General features: G+C 50.8%; 17 protein-coding genes. 6 read left to right on the top strand and 11 right to left on the bottom strand.

The features are described from left to right. Positions 1 to 164: 164 nt before the first annotated feature. Together AC2FNV_RS04230 and AC2FNV_RS04225 are read right to left on the bottom strand one after the other, a co-directional pair. Positions 165 to 494: a serine hydrolase domain-containing protein gene (locus tag AC2FNV_RS04230; protein WP_367648195.1), complete on the bottom strand. Its 330-nt coding sequence runs from the start codon at positions 492 to 494 to the stop codon at positions 165 to 167. Positions 495 to 566: 72 nt separating this feature from the next. Beyond that, a complete protein-coding gene (locus AC2FNV_RS04225; RefSeq protein ID WP_367648196.1) occupies positions 567 to 968 on the bottom strand; it encodes a serine hydrolase domain-containing protein in 402 nt (133 codons plus the stop codon). 209 nt (positions 969 to 1177) lie between these two features. Here AC2FNV_RS04225 and AC2FNV_RS04220 point away from each other — a divergent pair, with 209 nt between their 5' ends. Then, complete coding sequence (locus AC2FNV_RS04220; RefSeq protein ID WP_254442620.1) at positions 1178 to 2158, top strand: murein L,D-transpeptidase catalytic domain family protein; 981 nt, start codon at positions 1178 to 1180, stop codon at positions 2156 to 2158. A gap of 275 nt (positions 2159 to 2433) precedes the next feature. Here the strand turns inward: AC2FNV_RS04220 and AC2FNV_RS04215 are convergent, their stop codons facing one another. Genes AC2FNV_RS04215 through AC2FNV_RS04205 form a run of 3 tightly spaced genes read right to left on the bottom strand, consistent with a single transcriptional unit; the run spans position 2434 to position 4144 of the window. Beyond that, positions 2434 to 2814: a VOC family protein gene (locus tag AC2FNV_RS04215; protein ID WP_170607527.1), complete on the bottom strand. Its 381-nt coding sequence runs from the start codon at positions 2812 to 2814 to the stop codon at positions 2434 to 2436. Further along, positions 2815 to 3828, bottom strand: coding sequence for a zinc-binding alcohol dehydrogenase family protein (locus AC2FNV_RS04210; RefSeq protein WP_170607526.1), 1014 nt, complete (start codon positions 3826 to 3828; stop codon positions 2815 to 2817). It abuts the gene before it with no gap. Between the two features lie 49 nt (positions 3829 to 3877). Continuing rightward, on the bottom strand, positions 3878 to 4144 hold the full coding sequence (locus AC2FNV_RS04205; RefSeq protein ID WP_254442621.1) for a putative quinol monooxygenase: 267 nt from the start codon (positions 4142 to 4144) through the stop codon (positions 3878 to 3880). Between the two features lie 103 nt (positions 4145 to 4247). Here AC2FNV_RS04205 and AC2FNV_RS04200 point away from each other — a divergent pair, with 103 nt between their 5' ends. Beyond that, the gene (locus tag AC2FNV_RS04200; RefSeq protein WP_170607524.1) at positions 4248 to 5135 is read left to right on the top strand and encodes a LysR family transcriptional regulator; all 888 of its coding nucleotides are present in this window, start codon (positions 4248 to 4250) and stop codon (positions 5133 to 5135) included. Between the two features lie 202 nt (positions 5136 to 5337). Here AC2FNV_RS04200 and AC2FNV_RS04195 read toward each other — a convergent pair whose 3' ends face one another. Continuing rightward, the gene (locus AC2FNV_RS04195) at positions 5338 to 5721 is read right to left on the bottom strand and encodes a nuclear transport factor 2 family protein (RefSeq protein ID WP_170607522.1); all 384 of its coding nucleotides are present in this window, start codon (positions 5719 to 5721) and stop codon (positions 5338 to 5340) included. A 188-nt stretch (positions 5722 to 5909) separates the two neighbouring features. On the opposite strand from AC2FNV_RS04195, the gene AC2FNV_RS04190 reads away from it, so the two are divergent. After that, positions 5910 to 6686, top strand: a complete 777-nt coding sequence (locus tag AC2FNV_RS04190; RefSeq protein WP_170607520.1) for a 2-keto-4-pentenoate hydratase — start codon at positions 5910 to 5912, stop codon at positions 6684 to 6686. Positions 6687 to 6819: 133 nt separating this feature from the next. Here the strand turns inward: AC2FNV_RS04190 and AC2FNV_RS04185 are convergent, their stop codons facing one another. Continuing rightward, the gene (locus AC2FNV_RS04185) at positions 6820 to 6945 is read right to left on the bottom strand and encodes a hypothetical protein (protein WP_302477847.1); all 126 of its coding nucleotides are present in this window, start codon (positions 6943 to 6945) and stop codon (positions 6820 to 6822) included. 178 nt (positions 6946 to 7123) lie between these two features. On the opposite strand from AC2FNV_RS04185, the gene AC2FNV_RS04180 reads away from it, so the two are divergent. Both AC2FNV_RS04180 and gltS read left to right on the top strand, forming a co-directional pair. Then, a complete protein-coding gene (locus tag AC2FNV_RS04180; protein WP_170474466.1) occupies positions 7124 to 8173 on the top strand; it encodes a GFA family protein in 1050 nt (349 codons plus the stop codon). Positions 8174 to 8346: 173 nt separating this feature from the next. Then, a complete protein-coding gene (gene gltS, locus AC2FNV_RS04175) occupies positions 8347 to 9567 on the top strand; it encodes a sodium/glutamate symporter (protein WP_170607518.1) in 1221 nt (406 codons plus the stop codon). 76 nt (positions 9568 to 9643) lie between these two features. Here gltS and gyrB read toward each other — a convergent pair whose 3' ends face one another. Continuing rightward, positions 9644 to 12061, bottom strand: coding sequence for a DNA topoisomerase (ATP-hydrolyzing) subunit B (gene gyrB, locus AC2FNV_RS04170; protein ID WP_170475377.1), 2418 nt, complete (start codon positions 12059 to 12061; stop codon positions 9644 to 9646). Positions 12062 to 12186: 125 nt separating this feature from the next. Then, on the bottom strand, positions 12187 to 12759 hold the full coding sequence (locus AC2FNV_RS04165) for a TetR/AcrR family transcriptional regulator (protein WP_170607516.1): 573 nt from the start codon (positions 12757 to 12759) through the stop codon (positions 12187 to 12189). A 99-nt stretch (positions 12760 to 12858) separates the two neighbouring features. Between AC2FNV_RS04165 and AC2FNV_RS04160 the strand changes: the two genes are divergently transcribed. Then, positions 12859 to 13425 carry a carboxymuconolactone decarboxylase family protein gene (locus AC2FNV_RS04160; protein WP_170607514.1) on the top strand — a complete coding sequence of 189 codons (567 nt, stop codon included), beginning with the start codon at positions 12859 to 12861 and terminating at the stop codon, positions 13423 to 13425. On the opposite strand, the gene recF is transcribed toward AC2FNV_RS04160, so the two are convergent. Beyond that, complete coding sequence (gene recF / locus AC2FNV_RS04155) at positions 13422 to 14519, bottom strand: DNA replication/repair protein RecF (protein ID WP_170607513.1); 1098 nt, start codon at positions 14517 to 14519, stop codon at positions 13422 to 13424. The genes AC2FNV_RS04160 and recF overlap by 4 nt on opposite strands. Positions 14520 to 14578: 59 nt before the next feature. Beyond that, positions 14579 to 15700, bottom strand: coding sequence for a DNA polymerase III subunit beta (dnaN, locus tag AC2FNV_RS04150; RefSeq protein WP_170474436.1), 1122 nt, complete (start codon positions 15698 to 15700; stop codon positions 14579 to 14581). Positions 15701 to 15872 lie beyond the last annotated feature (172 nt).

Genomic DNA, 15872 nt, shown 5'->3' with positions numbered 1-15872 from the left:
ATTCAGAATTGGCCCATCCAGCAATCTGACGAGTTCTCCAAAGTAACCATTTGATCGCGCAGGACGCGTAGGATCAGATGAAATAGCGACGGCAAGGTTACGGCGTGTGTGAGCCGCAATAATTTGGCCCCCATACCCTCGCGCCAAGGCATAGCCAGAAGGCGTTAGAAACCATCCATAACCGTATTCCAATCCAGAAAAGCCGATCGGCCATACGGTTTGGTCGACGCTGCAACCCAGCTTTCAGGAACTACCTGACGTCCACCAAAGGCACCCCGATCCCTAAGCAGAACTGCAATTTTCAACATCGATTTTGGAGTAATAGCCATCTCATTCCCGCCCAGATAATATCCTTGCGGATCCCTCGTCCAAGCTGGGATGTCGATACCAAGTGGTGCCCCCAATCTGTCGCGTACTTGGGACAAAAGGCTTTGGTCCGAGGCGATTGAAAGGGCCGCACCCAGGACATGAGTCGAGCCGGTGGAATAAAGCATACTCTTTCCGGGTTCAGCGACCATCGGTCGTGTAAGCGCATCGGCAATCCAGTTCGGAGAACTTATCCATTCTCAATAATTTCCGCCGGATGTCCTCTCAAGCCCCGCCCTCAGGGTTACCAAATCTTCCATGGTTATGCTTTCCGAACCGGGCGTAGCATTTGCCGGCAAGAGTTGCGGCGCAACCTCTTGGATTGTGGAATTGACAGATGAAATCTCAGACCTGTCAATTGCTATTCCAAGCAAGAGTGCAACAATGCTCTTGGAACAAGATTTTATATTCGCCAGTCGATCTAATCCTGGCCCCCTGGGTGCCTCAGCAAAAACAATCTCATCTCCACGCTGAACCTGTAGAGATTGCAATTGCGGCAGATTATTTATTCTATCGCTCAGGAAATCATTTCGGGCGCGCGCGATGAACGGCGCGGCCACAGATGCTGCGGAAATCAACAGAAATGAACGACGCGAGTTCATAGGATTTACTTGGCAGCAGAATTCTGAATGTCCAGCCAGAAAGTCAAATTAGGGGTCATTTGACCCAGATTCGGACGGTAACCACAGGACCCAATGAACATGTGGGACTTGCGGCCACAGTAGAAGGCAAGCGTTTATGGAGTCGACACCTAAACTTGAGCATTTTGTGCTAGGCTGAACATGAGGATGTTCTAGGAGGAGTTTTTACGTTGCTACCGAATTCGCTCCGTCTTGCCGTTGTCGTGATGATCCTGACCGCCTCTACAGGTTCGCTGACTACCCCAGCAGATGCCCGGTCAGTTGATATTCCCGATTGGCTGCAAAAACATGTTGGCACTGGCGATGGTCAGATCGCGCCGATCGTCCTTGATCGAGCACGCGCATTGTATCAAAAGAAGGTTCGTCAGGGTCTTGTTAAAAACCCTTGCTACCTTGCCAAAGATGCAACGCGTCCCAGCACTTCAGCCAGCGGTAAGCCGGGGCGGCGTTTCTACGTAATTTGTGAATCGACCAAATCGTTTCGCGCTGTTTCCTCGGGCTATGGAAATGGTCGAAATCTGCAGCGGGCGAACTTTTCGAACGGAAGGCAATGCGCCAGAAACTTCAGCAACGCAGAGGGTTCAAAGCTGACTACCGGTGGATCTTATGTGACGGCGGAAACACGAACTTCATTCAAAGGGTATTATAATCAATCTGGGATGAGAAAACCCTTTTACCGCACATTTCTGTTGTTTGACGGTGAAGGAGAAACTCGCAACGCCCGAGAGCGCGCTATCGGCGGCCATCAGGCTGTTTTCTTGAAATGGCAATGCCGATTCAAAAACCCGCAAAGCCCACATGCCGACGACGAAGGGTATGTTCCCTATGGAAAGCTGGTGAATTACACAGGCGGTCGCAGCAACGGTTGCACGACTTGGTCGCAATCTGCTTCGAAAGAAATTCTGGCGCTTGTCGAGGGAAGCCCGACAACTCTCTACATTTATCCAGAGTCCAGTGACATTGATGCTGTTGCAAAAGCCTTGAAGAAGGGGAGGTCACTTTCCCGTGCCGGGCTTTATTGGAACGCAGCCTGTCTACAGGCGATCGGAACTCCGAAGTTTTGGCCAAAAAGAACACTCCAACCGATCATCAATCAATGGCGGCAGTCATTGCCCAAGCAATCGCCGCTTGTTTTGCCAATCTGTAAGTGAAACCTAAGCTTTCTCAGGAGTGGAGAAATCTAAGTGGGTGAGACACCTTACCTTATTGGATTCTGTTCGAACCAGATCTCACCCTGTTGCATTTGGTTCCGGTTCCGGATCCAATTGAACTACGTCAAGGCGGTGGCGATCACACTTTTCGTCGCTAACCTTAAAGTTTGAGTAGTCCAGTGACAGTCATCGTTCAGATTTGAAACCCAATCGAACAACGCGCTGCTCTGGCCAACCAGCGCGTAGCGATACCCCGCTCTTGCAACCTCTTTCGGCTAATCCGATTCACTGAAATCAATGTGGATGTGGTTGCCGTCAGGATCGGCCAAATGGAATTGGATTATTCCAACTCCAGGAACGTTTGTTTTCTCATACGCGTGCTTTCGATCTACCAGTTTTTGTTCGAAGGACTCCATTCCTTTTGCATTGAACGCAAAATGTTCCAGCTTCAATTTCACCTCAGAGCCAACATTTGGTTGCCCATCGTGGCCTACAAGATGAACGACAGCCTGACCATCCGCATACAACCATGCGCCAGGGACTGGAAAATCGGGACGTGGCCCGGGGGCCAAACCAAGCACCTCTTCGTACCATGCCACCATTTCCGGTAATCTGGTGGTAACGATATTCACATGATCAAGCTGTTCAATTCTCATTTAAAACCCTTCAAGGACAAGCTTGCCCCTTGCTTTGCCGCTTTCGAGAATTGCATGGGCACCCATCAAATTGGCGGCATTGATTTTACCAAGTGTTTCCGTCGCTGTTGACCTGACTTTTCCTGCATCTATCAGGCCGGCAACCTGATTCAGGATATCACTTTGACGGTTCATGTCACCCGTCCCGAACAATGACCGAGTGTACATGAACTCCCAGTGAATTGAGATCGACTTGGATTTGAACGGCATAATGTCGAAACTCGCTGGATCGTCAATCAAACCAAATCGACCTTGGGGGGTCATCACCTCTCCGGCCTGGGCCGCGTAAAGTTGCGATTGATTGGTCGAATATACGAAATCCACGCTCTCGGTACCGAAAGCTTCGAGCTGGGGCCCAAACGGTTCCGCATGATTGACCACATGATGTGCGCCCAACTCCCGAACCCAGTCCTGGGTCTCAGGTCTGGACGCGGTAGCTATGACAGTCAAATCAGTTAGGGCTCTGGCAAGCTGAATGGTGATCGAACCCACACCACCAGCACCACCAATGACCAGCAAAGTATTTGTTCCATTTGGAACACTTTGACCAACCTGCAGCCGATCGAACAGCATCTCATAAGCTGTCAAGGTCGTAAGTGGCATTGCAGCAGCAGCCGAAGCCGGGACGGACTTTGGTGCGGCTCCGACGATGCGTTCATCAACCAGATGAAATTCGGCGTTGGTCCCCGGCCGATCGATTGCCCCAGCATACCAAACAAGGTCTCCCGGATTATAGTTTGTGACTGCCTCGCCGACTGCTTGAACTGTCCCGAATGCATCCCAGCCGAGAATAGCGGGTTGTCCACCTTCAGGTGGGCGCAACTGCCGTATTTTGGTATCAACTGGGTTTACTGAGACTGCCTGTACCTTTACGAGCAGATCGTGCCCATTAGGTGTCGGTTTGTCCGTCTCAAAATCTATCAAGGCGTCTGGCTGATTTATCTTTCCGGCCTTCAGATATCCTACGGCTTTCATGGTTCGTTCCTTGCTTCAAACAGGCATCAACCGATGACCGTCATTTCATTCAGCGTGAATTCGGTGACGGCGCCGTCGGTTGCCGCCATGTAAGCGGCCAAATGGGGGGCTTCATATGAGCTTGCCAAAGCTCACGGCTTTGCCAGTTTTCATAAAACAGGAAGTGTGCGGGGTTTTCATTATCCTGATGCAGGTCGTAATTGACGCAGCCTTCTTCAGTGCGCGTGACTTCTATGAGCTTGATTAGTTCCGCCTTAACAAGATCAATTTTGCTGGGATTAGCTTTTATATTGGCGACGATTGTCAGCTTGGCCATCTGTGCGGTTCCTTGAAAATAAGAAAGACTCGTCGGATTTACGTCGCCGACAAATCAGGATAAATAGGTAACTTCGGAATATATAATCCGGAATTTTCGCCTAATGCTGCTAGATAATCTTAATTTGTTCCTAACCATCGCTGAAAAAGGCAGTCTTGTTGCCGCCGCGCGAGAGACCGGATTATCGACCACAACGGTATCCGAGCGCTTAGCCGCGCTTGAAGCCCATTATGGCGTAGTGCTGTTCAATCGAACGACCCGGTCCATCAGCTTGACAGAAGAAGGACGACTTTTGATCGATGGTGCCAAGAATGTTCTAGGCGAAGTTTCGGAATTAGACGCCCGTATTCGGTATGGCGCTGAAACCTTGTCTGGGCCAATCCGCGTCAGCGCGCCAATCGACCTTGGACGCAACCTTGTCTCAGAGGTGATTGCAGAGTTCACGGAATTTAACCCTGCTGTTTCAATCGAGCTTTTGCTCTCAGACGGATATGTCGATCTGGTTGGACAGGGGTTTGACTTGGCCATCCGGTTCGGAAACATCTCTGACAGTTCGCTAAGAATTCGCAGTCTTGGAAATTACCAGCGGTTCGTATGCGCGGCCCCAAGCTATGTCATAAAACACGGAACCCCAAAACGACCCGATGACCTTGTACGTCACAACTGCCTGATCATGCGGTTCGGCAATACGCTCGACAACGTGTGGGAGTTTGGCTCAGGCTCAACCAGCCAGCGAGTTCCAGTCAAAGGAAATCGAATTGTTAATGACGGCTCACTCATTCGCGATTGGGCCATTGCCGGTCATGGTATCGTGTTAAAATCCGAACTTGATGTGGGTTCCGATGTGCGGTCCGGAAAATTGGTGTCCTTTTTGGATGAGTACCTTCCACCGCCAAAACCGCTGCAAATGATGTTTCCACCCAGCCGCGCACAGCCCCGCCGCGTTGCGGCCTTTGCGAAATTCATTAGTCAAAAAATGGATGAACTCTAAGTAATTGAAACTGCTCAGCTATTATTGGGAATTTGGTCATAGTTCGGCATCCATAGCCCTGGTTCAAGCCGAACAACCTATGCGTAAAACCACAAGTCAGCAAAATTGGCTTTCTGTTAAACTGAGCATGAAGAAATTTTGGCAGTCGAAAGCCTGGTATTCGAAAGGTTCCATAGCTTTCAAAGAATATTAGACCCCATTTTTAGAACATGCCATTGTCGTTTTGGCTTTGCGACGGAACCTCCTGAAGAACATCCCAATGTTCGATTATTTTTCCTTCTTTATTCAGGCGGAAAATATCAATCCCTGCATATTCCAGGCCGTCAGGCCAAATTTGATGGCAATGCAGAATTACATGATCACCGTCGGCAAAGGCGCGCTTGATATCCACGCGCTTCCCCGGATATTCGGCAGCCATGCGTTCAAAGTAATCAATAAAGGCTTGTTTTCCGTCCCCGACATGCGGGTTGTGTTGAGTATATGTTTCGCCAACAAAAATCGATATCGCTTCGGCAGGTCGACAATCGTTGAACATCATCTCGTAAAAAGCGATGACGTTTTTCTTATTTTTTTCGAGATCGGGCATGTCGTTACAATATATGCTTTATTTTCAAAATAGTCAGATAAGTACTGACAATGTACGCCTGCTAAAGAAACTTCGACAAGACCCAAGCCTAAATCGTTCAACAGACGCAACTTTTGACTATGCTTTTTCCCACAGTTTGACCAAATTTTACACACAAATTTCTTGTACAGGTGAGGTATGGTAATTGAATGAATGGTGACCTCAAAACAAAAGCAATTCGCATTGCAAAAGCGTTGACCGAACCACGCCAAATTTCTGGACTCTCATCTGAGACAGAGCCTCTTTCCTTGGAACAAGCTTATTCAATCGCCAATCGCGTTCGCGCGCTCATGGATCGGCGCCCAGTAGGACGGAAAGTTGGGTTCACTAACCGTGCCATCTGGCCTGTGTATGGCGTTTATCAACCGATCTGGGGTGTGGTTCACTCAGAAAGTCTGTTCTCGGCAGTTCAGCCTGTAAAACTCTCCGATTACGCAGAACCAAGGATCGAACCCGAAATCGTTATTGGCCTAGGAAAAACTCCCAAGAAGGGCATGAGCAAAAGACAATTGGCTGGCTGCGTGGATTGGGTCGCCCCCGGGTTTGAGATTGTCCAATCAATCTATCCGAATTGGAAATTCTCTGTCGCGGACTCGATCGCAGCTCAGGGTTTACATGGATGTCTTGTGATAGGCGAAAAAATACCCGCAACGAATGAGGTTTTAGATGGTTTGGCTTCGGTACCGCTGGAATTAAGACGGGATGAAGAAAAAATCGATACTGGAAAAGGGGAAAACGCCTTGGGTGGTCCAATCGAAGTCTTGGCACATCTTGTATCGATAGTTTCAGCAGAAGAAGCCCTTCAGGAAGGCGAGCTCGTAACAACGGGCACGCTTACTGATGCGCGGCCAGTTTTCGCCGGTGAAACATGGTCCGCATGTTTTGGTGGAGTTATGAGCGAAAAGCTTTCAGTGCGGTTCGTTTGAGTTTTAAGATACAGTTAGGAGTTTCGCGGCAAGACTGCGCAACAGCAAATACTGGCTCGCCGCACCTAAACTTTAAGCACTGGTTAACCGACACATATCGTTCAGTTCACTGCTACGCAAATTCAACTGAAACTCAATGATAGCGGTTAACTTGACGTTGCATTTGGCTGCAACGACGCAATATCCGTACAAATGGATGGATCACGTTAGTTGCCTGTACGGCCTGAGCTGGGCTGGTTTTCGAAGTCTGGCGAAGCATGATGACCTCCTGTGGCTGAGCCTAGGTTAAACTGCTTTACCGAAGGGTTCAGTGAACTGGGACACAGAGTACTAAAACTTGATTTGAAGAAAGCTGTAAGCGTTGTTTCCTTAGAAACACCGAAGCTGATATCATCATCGATAGGACTTCAACTCACACTTACCAAGTCGAGGTGAAGATGGAACGCAAGCTGGCGGCCATTATGGCAATCGACGTTGTAGGCTTCTCCGGTCTCGTATCGCAGGACGAGGCAGGAACCTTAAAGAAGCTTGAGAACTTGAAGCGCGACGTAATTGGCATGCAAGTCGAGGCAAACAGAGGTAGGGTTTTCAAATCTCTCGGAGATGGCTTTTTGGCAGAATTCTCGAGCACTTTGGAAGCAGTAAATTGCGCAATAGGCATTCAGAGGACATCGACACTCGATGCCCAACAAGCGCATGATACTAAACCACTTTTGCTCCGGATCGGGGTTTCTTTGGGCGACGTTATTGTCAAGGAAGACGATCTAATGGGTGACGGCGTCAACATTGCTGCGCGGTTGGAGGCCCTTTCTGAGCCGGGAGGCATTGCCGTATCCAGCGAAGTTATGAATCAGATTCGCAACAAGGTTGATCTTCCCCTGGAGGATTGCGGGCACAAACGCCTGAAGGAAACGGATGCTCCTATTCACGTTTACATGACGCAATCAAAACCGGGGGCGACCGGTGGATTTTTCGATTTCGATGAAGACGAGCTTGCTAGAACACGTGTAACGGGCGGATGTCTTTGCGGTTCTGTCCGGTATGAAATCAACGCGCCAGCAATCAGTGCAGGTTATTGCCACTGTAGTATTTGCCAAAAGTTCACAGGTTCTGCGATGAGCACATGGACGGCTTTCCCTGCATCGTCCTTAAGGTTTTTGAATGAAGAACCCCGTTATTTTGCATCATCGCCAATAGCTGAACGTGGGTTCTGCGCGACATGTGGTTCCAATTTGACTTATAAACTCGTTCAACCACGGATGGCCGCATATATTGTTGTATTCACTCCAAGCCTTGATCGGCCAACCGGCCTTGCCCCGGCAGCACATAACGGTATCGAAAGTCAAATGCCATGGATTGATATCCTGGATGATTTGCCTCGCACACAGTCGTCCGAGTCGCGCGTGTTACAAGAAGCATGGTCGAGCGTCGGATTGCCGGATCCGGCTACATGGGGTCCTATGGCAAAGCCCCCGAAAGTATTCTGATTCAAAATAGTTGTGGGTCAAAAATCCAACTTCGTCGGCATCAATTTCATTTACGGTGTTCCAACGAAAGGTGGACATGCTAGGCTACTCGGACGCTATAAGTTTCGCGTACGCGTGCAAGGGGTTGGCCGGTATGCCATCCGACCAATTCAAAAGGGATAAGCTCAATAACCATGGAATTGCTTGATCCGATTGAGATTGACAGCTTTGGCGCCGTCACACTTGGGATTTTGGTCTATTTTCTCGGTGCGCGGTTAACCCGTCGCTTCGAACTTTTGTCCAAGTACAGCATTCCCGAGCCTGTCAGTGGAGGACTATTGGCCGCTGTTGTGGCATTGATCGTGGTTTTGGCGACTGGCCGAGCGATAAATTACGAGTTATCCGCCAGAGACTTTTTACTAGTGTATTTCTTTACCACTATCGGTCTAAATGCCCGCTTCGCGGATCTTATGAAGGGTGGCCCCTTACTGGTTCTTATGCTTGGACTTACAATAGCCTTTATGCTTGTTCAAAACGCTGTCGGCATGGTTGGGGCGCTATTGTTTGATATGCCATCTCAGGCGGGTGTGCTACTTGGCACTGCATCTTTGATAGGCGGTCACGGCACGGCCATTGCATGGGGCCCAACTATCGAGACCAACTATCAAGTGAGCGGCGCTTCCGAGCTTGGAATAGCCACAGCAACAGTTGGCTTGATCTTAGCCAGTGTTTTGGGAGGGCCGATCGCTCGCTTTCTTATTCAGAAAAATGATCTCACAACTGAAACAGATGCCGAAGAGGAGGTCACTACCGCAGCGGAACCTTCACCTGATGGAATATCGACACTGACTCATGTGGACTTGATGAATTGCGTTCTCTGGATTCACGTTGCCATTGCGATTGGTTATTCCGCCTACGAAGCGCTTGAGGCGGCTGGGGTAAAATTGCCCTTATTCGTACCGTGTTTGCTGAGTGGTATTTTGCTCTCGAATGTATTGCCGCCGTTGTTCCCAAAGCTCACATGGCCCGCGGGCACCCCAGCGATGAACGTAATCTCTGAATTCAGTTTGTCAGTGTTTTTGGCAATGTCTCTTATGAGCATGGAGCTTTGGACACTCGCAAGCAGCGCGGGAGTTCTAATAACCACCATGCTGCTGCAATCTATCGCAGCTATCGTATTCATTGTGTTCATTGTTTTCCGTCTGATGGGAAAAAACTATTTTGCAGCCGTGATTTCGGCAGGGTTTGCGGGGTTCTCGCTGGGTGCGACCCCTACTGCCATTGCAAACATGACGGCCGTTACACAGCGCTATGGTCCATCTCCAGTCGCTTTCATTGTTTTGCCTTTGGTGTCTGCATTCTTTGTGGATTTAGCGAACGCGTTCATAATCCAATGGTTCCTTGGCTTTGGGTGAAATGCTGAAAAGCGCACCCGGCCGCTGATGGAGAACAAGAGTTGGGCATTAAGAATTCGCCAATGAAGGCGTAATACTAGAAATCAAGGTTCTCTACACTCAACGCATTCTGCTGTATGAACTCGCGGCGGGGTTCGACGACGTCGCCCATCAATTTGGTGAACAGATCATCGGCCTCGACCATATCGTCCACTCTGACTTGCAACAGGGTACGCGCGTCCGGGTCCAGGGTGGTTTCCCAAAGCTGATCGGGGTTCATTTCGCCCAAGCCCTTGTATCGCTGCAATGACAGCCCTTTTTCACCCTCTTCAAGTATCGCACGCAACAGATCCAGCGGGCCGTGTATAACTTGTGATTTGTCGCGGCGGATCAGAGTGGCTGACGTGCTGTATATCTCTTGCAAGCTTTGGGTGAAGCTGCCAGTTTTGCGCGCTTCGCCCGAGCGGAGCATTGGCCCGTCCAGAGTGCGTACCTCTTCTACTCCACGCAAAATCCGCGCCAGACGAATACCATGATCCTGTGTGATACGACCCTGCCAGCCGCGTTCATATTCCAGCGCGATAAGGTCCAGACGTGCCGCCACTTTGTCAGCTACGCCCTGGAGGTCGGCGTCCACAGCACCGGGCACGAACGCACCAGCAACGGCAGCTTGTTCAAGGATATGGCGAGGATAATGAGTTGGAAAAGCGTCCAAAACGCGTTTCAATTGGCGCGCTTCTTCCACTACACGCGTCAGGTCCTGACCGATGATTTCCTCACCTGAACCGAGCTTAAGCACGGCCCCCTCGACACCTTGGTTGATAAGATAGTCATCAAGTGCTGCCTGATCTTTCAGATAAACTTCGGACTTGCCACGCGACACCTTATACAGCGGAGGCTGAGCGATATAGAGATACCCACCTTCGATAAGTTCCGGCATTTGCCGATAGAAAAAGGTCAGCAGCAATGTGCGTATATGAGCGCCATCCACGTCGGCATCAGTCATTATGACGATCTTGTGGTAGCGTAATTTGCTGATATCGAACTCATCACGGCCAATTCCAGTGCCCAGCGCCATAACCAAGTTGCCGATCTCTTGCGACGACAGCATACGGTCAAAGCGCGCGCGCTCCACGTTCAGAATTTTTCCGCGCAGAGGCAGAACGGCCTGAGTAAGACGATCGCGGCCGGTCTGAGCCGATCCGCCAGCCGAGTCGCCCTCAACAAGGAAAACTTCGGTTTTGGAAGGGTCCTTTTCTGAGCAATCTTTCAGCTTACCTGCCAAGTAGTTGACATCCATCGCGGTTTTTCGGCGGGTCAGTTCACGAGCCTTGCGGGCGGCTTCCCGAGCCAGTGCAGCTTCGATAATTTTGCTGACGATGGTCTTTGCCTCGTTCGGGTTTTCTTCGAACCATTCCGCAAGCTTTTCGTTCATCAGACTTTCGACCGCAGGACGAACCTCTGAGCTGACCAACTTGTCCTTGGTCTGAGATGAAAATTTCGGGTCGGGAACCTTAACTGAAAGCACACAAGTCAAGCCTTCGCGCGCGTCGTCTCCTGTAAAGCTTACCTTTTCCCTTTTCGCGATGCCGCTGGATTGAGCGTAGTTGTTGATCGTCCGGGTCAGTGCGCCACGAAAACCGGCCACATGCGTACCGCCATCGCGTTGTGGAATGTTATTGGTAAACGGCAATACCGTTTCGTGATAGCTGTCATTCCACCACATCGCGATCTCAACACCGATGTCGTCTCGCTCACCCTTGATATAAATCGGTTCGGGCATGGCCGCTGTTTTCGAGCGGTCCAGATATTTGACGAACTCTTTAACCCCGCCTTCATAAAACAGTTCTGTCTCCAACCTTTCTGCAGGGCGTTCATCGATCAGGATAATGCGGACACCTGAATTCAGGAACGCTAGCTCACGCAAGCGTTTTTCCAGCGTTTCAAATGAATATTCGAGATTTGAAAACGTATCGGTTGAAGCAAGAAAACGAACCTCGGTGCCTGTCTGATTACCGCACTCGCCAACAACTTTCAGATGCTCGGCAGTTTCGCCACCCTCGAACTTGGCAAAGTGCTCTTTCCCATCCCGCCATATGCGAAGCTCCAACCAATGTGACAATGCGTTAACAACGGAAACGCCTACCCCGTGCAGGCCGCCGGACACCTTGTAAGAGTTGCTGTCAAATTTACCCCCTGCATGCAGCTGAGTCATGATAACCTCTGCAGCCGAGACACCTTCCTCAGGGTGGATATCCACCGGAATCCCACGACCATTATCGCTCACGGATACGCTGGAATCGGCGTGGATTTTGACGGTGACGTGATCGGCATGACCAGCTAAAGCCTCGTCAATTCCATTATCGACGACCTCGTAAACCATATGATGCAAACCCGATCCATCGTCGGTGTCGCCGATATACATACCGGGTCGCTTGCGAACGGCCTCTAAGCCTTTGAGAACTTTAATGGAATCGGCGCCATATTCTTGAGGTGCCTGTGCGTCTTCGGACATGCCGTTAGTACCTATATTATTTTGGTAAGTTATACGAAACCCGGTGGGGAATGTCACGCGATCCCCCAACATTTTGTGGTCCTTGCGAGTTTTCACGCCTGTTCAGGAACTCGACCGCCCGACGATTAAAGACGGTCAAGATCGGCTGCAATATCTGCTGCAATCAACCCCGCGTCCACATCGGTACGCTCGGCAGATAAACGCAGTCCCAAAAGGTCCGACTGATAACGTGCCGCTAACCTCTCTGGGTCATGATCTTGACCGATTTCTCCGGCCTCTTGGGCACGACGAAAGAGGTTGGTGAAACACGCCTTCATTTCAGTCATGTGTTTGGCGGCTTTCTCTGCCAACACATGTTCTCGCGCCTGCAATTCCGCATAGGTTTTCGCCAGCATACAGGCCTTTGAGGGCAATTCGGGCGCCTCGATCACAAATGTGGGCTGCGCTTTTAGCGCCGCCTTCGGCCCAAATTTGTCTGCAAACTCCGTCAGTCGGGCTACACCCTCCTGAGTGTAGCGCTCCATAGCCAAAGCAAACAACGCATCTTTTGATCCGAATGCCGCGTAAAAACTTCCCGGTTTTAAGTGCAACTCTCGCTCAAGATCTTTTAGCGAGGTTCCCGCCCAGCCATGTCGCCAAAATAAATCTCTGGCCCGGCCAATCAACGCATCCCGGTCGTATTCTGGTTTCCTTGGCATCATCTTCACCAATTTTTGAACGATCACTCAAATATATACTTGAGTGATTACTCAAGAAAGCCTATTTCTGCGAAGTCGAACCAAAAAAAGGAGTTCAAAATGGCTGACTTTCCCTCTCATGACCTGACAACCGCCCCCGAAGGTTCCAAACCGCTGCTAGAAAAATCTCAAGCCGCTTTTGGCCGTCTCCCCGGACTGCACAAAGTGATGGCTGAAAGCCCCCAACACCTTGAGGGGTATCAGGTTTTGCATCATCTCTTTCTGCAAACAGATTTCGACAATGACGAGAAAACCGTAGTCTGGCAGACCATTAACGTCGAGAACGAGTGTCACTACTGCGTTCCCGCGCATACTGGCATCGCCAAGATGATGAAAGTTTCAGATGAAATTACAAACGCCTTGCGTGATGAAACGCCGTTACCCAATGCCAAGCTTGAGGCGTTGCGTACTTTTACTCTGCAAATGATGAATACACGCGGCAATGTGACCGACGAACAGCTCCAAACCTTTTTTGACGCAGGCTATTCTCATCGCGCGGTTCTGGATGTGGTTCTCGGTTTGGCACAAAAGACAATGTCGAACTACGTCAATCACATGGCAAAAACGCCCGTTGACGAGGTCATGCGCGGCTTTTTGTGGGACCGCAAAGTTAGCGAGCCAGCTTAATCGCTTACGACAGAGCCGTCGCTGCTTTCGGTTACTACTAACTTTTGGGCTCGATCACCCAGCTCTGCAAACAGCTCAGGTCCGGTACCCGTCATCCAGGCCTGAGCACCTAACGCACAGATTTCGTCATACAATGCGGCACGCCGATCCGCGTCAAGATGTGCGGCAACTTCATCCAGCAGAACCATGGGTGGTGCGCCGACCATCGCGGCCAATGCCCTTGCATTGGAAAGTATCAAGGATACCAATAAAGCCTTTTGTTCACCCGTCGAGCAATCCTTGGCTGGCACACCCTTGCTTGCATACACACCATATAGATCGGACCGATGCGGACCAATCAGAGTCCTCCCTGCGGCTAAATCCCGAGATCGGTTATCGGCTAAGGCATCAAAAAAGGCCTCTACAGTCTCAGGCATAACCCCGTCGCTTTGAACAAGTTCCAATTCTGCCGAAGGGAATGCTGTTTCAGCCTGAACTTGGGCAGCACGCAAATGATCCAAAGCCGCCAAACGCGCTAAGTGGATTTGCAGACCGCTTTCAGCCATTTGCGCTTCTAGCGCTGAATACCAATGAGCGTCGTGCACTTGCTCTTTCAAAAGGCGGTTGCGTTCCCTCATTGCCTTTTCATAAACCAAAGAAGCTTCGGCGTGGGACGGATCAAAACTTAGCACAATCCGGTCCAGAAAGCGCCGCCGACCCTCTGCACCTTCGATCCACAACCGGTCCATTGCAGGTATGAGCCATACAACCCGCGCCAACTTGCCAAGGTCAATTTGACTTGCCGCCTTGTCATCAATCCGAACCTGCCGTGCCGCGCCGCCTTGAGACCAGGTTTCTATACGGTAACGCCTCCCTTGGACATCCAACACTCCCTGCAGCTTCCAGCCTATTTCCTCGGGCCGTCTAGCCATGTCCGCAGCGCTGGCCCGGCGCATACCGCGTCCCGGCGAAATGAGCGAAACCGCTTCAAGAATATTGGTTTTGCCAGCCCCATTCGCGCCGTACAATACAATTGGGCGACCATCCAGCGAAAGTTGCGCCAGCTTGTGCGACCGAAAATGGGAAATTGTAAGCTCGGTCAGGGCCAGTCCCATGACCCCTCCCTTCCTGTCCTTAAGTTCACCTCCAACGGAGGCAAAACGCACAAACGGGATCAGACGCGCATTGGCATGACCACGTAAACAGCGCTTTGATCATTGCCTTCGCGCATCAGCGTCGGGTCACCAGCCGAGTTGAACATGAATACAGCATTCTCGCGATCAACCTGTGATGCGATTTCAAGCAGGTATTTGGCATTAAACCCAATCTCCAACCGCTCATCGCCATAAGCCACTGCTAACTCTTCCTCGGCTGCGCCGCTGTCTGGTGCGTTGACCGACAAAACCAGCTTGTCACTTTCCAACTGCAACTTTACGGCACGAGACCGTTCCGACGAAACTGTCGCTACGCGGTCAACAGCCTGAGCAAATTCCGCAGCATCTACTTCTAGCTTGCGCGTGTTGCCTTGCGGGATAACACGGGTGTAGTCGGGGAAAGTGCCGTCAATCACCTTCGAAGTCAGCGTGATTTCTGGCGTGGCAAAACGAACTTTGGTTTCGCTGACGGACACTGCAATGTCCATCTCATCGTCTTCCAACAGCTTTCGCAGCTCACCCACGGTTTTGCGCGGCACAATGACACCCGGCATGTCCGCAGCGCCATCTGGCAGATCCGCGTCGATACGCGCAAGGCGATGACCATCAGTGGCCACGCAGCGCAGAACCTTGCCTCCGTCAAACCCGTCAGCCACATGCATGTAGACGCCATTCAGGTAATACCGCGTCTCTTCTGTCGAGATGGCGAATTTGGACTTGTCGAACAACCTGCGCAACAAGGCAGCAGATGCCGTGAAGTTCGAATGATATTCTGAGGACGCCATCACGGGGAAATCTTCTTTCGGCAATGTCGCCAAAGAAAAGTTCGAACGGCCCGCTTCGACAGTCAGCCGCCCGGCCGCGCTATCTGCGGTAAGGGTCACCAAAGCGCCGTCGGGCAGCTTTCGCACAATTTCATGCAGTGTAGTTGCGGCTACCGTCGTTGCACCGGCTTTTTCAACCTGTGCGGGCGCCTTGTCCACAACCTCGATATCCAGATCGGTGGCCCGAAATTGAACTTGATCGCCTTCGGCCTCGATAAGCACATTAGCAAGGATCGGAATTGTGTTGCGGCGCTCGACAACCGATTGGGCCTGTGAAACAGCCTTGAGTAGGGTGCCACGTTCGATGCTGATCTTCATACCCTCAATTCCTCTGACTTACGTGGTGAACTAGGCGGGACTGGCACGTTAGCGGTTCCACCCTGAGGCACAAGCATTTTTTATGGGTTTCTGGTTTGGAATACGCGATGCGTCAAGGCCCCATGGTCCATTCGCCACAGTTCGTTCATGCTCGTGGACAATTGTTCACAAA

Source organism: Ruegeria sp. BHSA163 (genome assembly GCF_059613365.1).
Note: the sequence above shows the minus strand (reverse complement) of the source record. Positions and strands in the feature narration are given on the sequence as shown.

Coding starts and splice junctions, on each gene's coding strand:
- AC2FNV_RS04230 (WP_367648195.1), bottom strand. CDS start 494: ATGCTTTATTCCACCGGCTCGACTCATGTCCTGGGTGCGGCCCTTTCA.
- AC2FNV_RS04225 (WP_367648196.1), bottom strand. CDS start 968: ATGAACTCGCGTCGTTCATTTCTGTTGATTTCCGCAGCATCTGTGGCC.
- AC2FNV_RS04215 (WP_170607527.1), bottom strand. CDS start 2,814: ATGAGAATTGAACAGCTTGATCATGTGAATATCGTTACCACCAGATTA.
- AC2FNV_RS04210 (WP_170607526.1), bottom strand. CDS start 3,828: ATGAAAGCCGTAGGATATCTGAAGGCCGGAAAGATAAATCAGCCAGAC.
- AC2FNV_RS04205 (WP_254442621.1), bottom strand. CDS start 4,144: ATGGCCAAGCTGACAATCGTCGCCAATATAAAAGCTAATCCCAGCAAA.
- AC2FNV_RS04200 (WP_170607524.1), top strand. CDS start 4,248: ATGCTGCTAGATAATCTTAATTTGTTCCTAACCATCGCTGAAAAAGGC.
- AC2FNV_RS04195 (WP_170607522.1), bottom strand. CDS start 5,721: ATGCCCGATCTCGAAAAAAATAAGAAAAACGTCATCGCTTTTTACGAG.
- AC2FNV_RS04190 (WP_170607520.1), top strand. CDS start 5,910: ATGAATGGTGACCTCAAAACAAAAGCAATTCGCATTGCAAAAGCGTTG.
- AC2FNV_RS04185 (WP_302477847.1), bottom strand. CDS start 6,945: ATGCTTCGCCAGACTTCGAAAACCAGCCCAGCTCAGGCCGTACAGGCA.
- AC2FNV_RS04180 (WP_170474466.1), top strand. CDS start 7,124: ATGGAACGCAAGCTGGCGGCCATTATGGCAATCGACGTTGTAGGCTTC.
- gltS (WP_170607518.1), top strand. CDS start 8,347: ATGGAATTGCTTGATCCGATTGAGATTGACAGCTTTGGCGCCGTCACA.
- gyrB (WP_170475377.1), bottom strand. CDS start 12,061: ATGTCCGAAGACGCACAGGCACCTCAAGAATATGGCGCCGATTCCATT.
- AC2FNV_RS04165 (WP_170607516.1), bottom strand. CDS start 12,759: ATGCCAAGGAAACCAGAATACGACCGGGATGCGTTGATTGGCCGGGCC.
- AC2FNV_RS04160 (WP_170607514.1), top strand. CDS start 12,859: ATGGCTGACTTTCCCTCTCATGACCTGACAACCGCCCCCGAAGGTTCC.
- recF (WP_170607513.1), bottom strand. CDS start 14,519: ATGGGACTGGCCCTGACCGAGCTTACAATTTCCCATTTTCGGTCGCAC.
- dnaN (WP_170474436.1), bottom strand. CDS start 15,700: ATGAAGATCAGCATCGAACGTGGCACCCTACTCAAGGCTGTTTCACAG.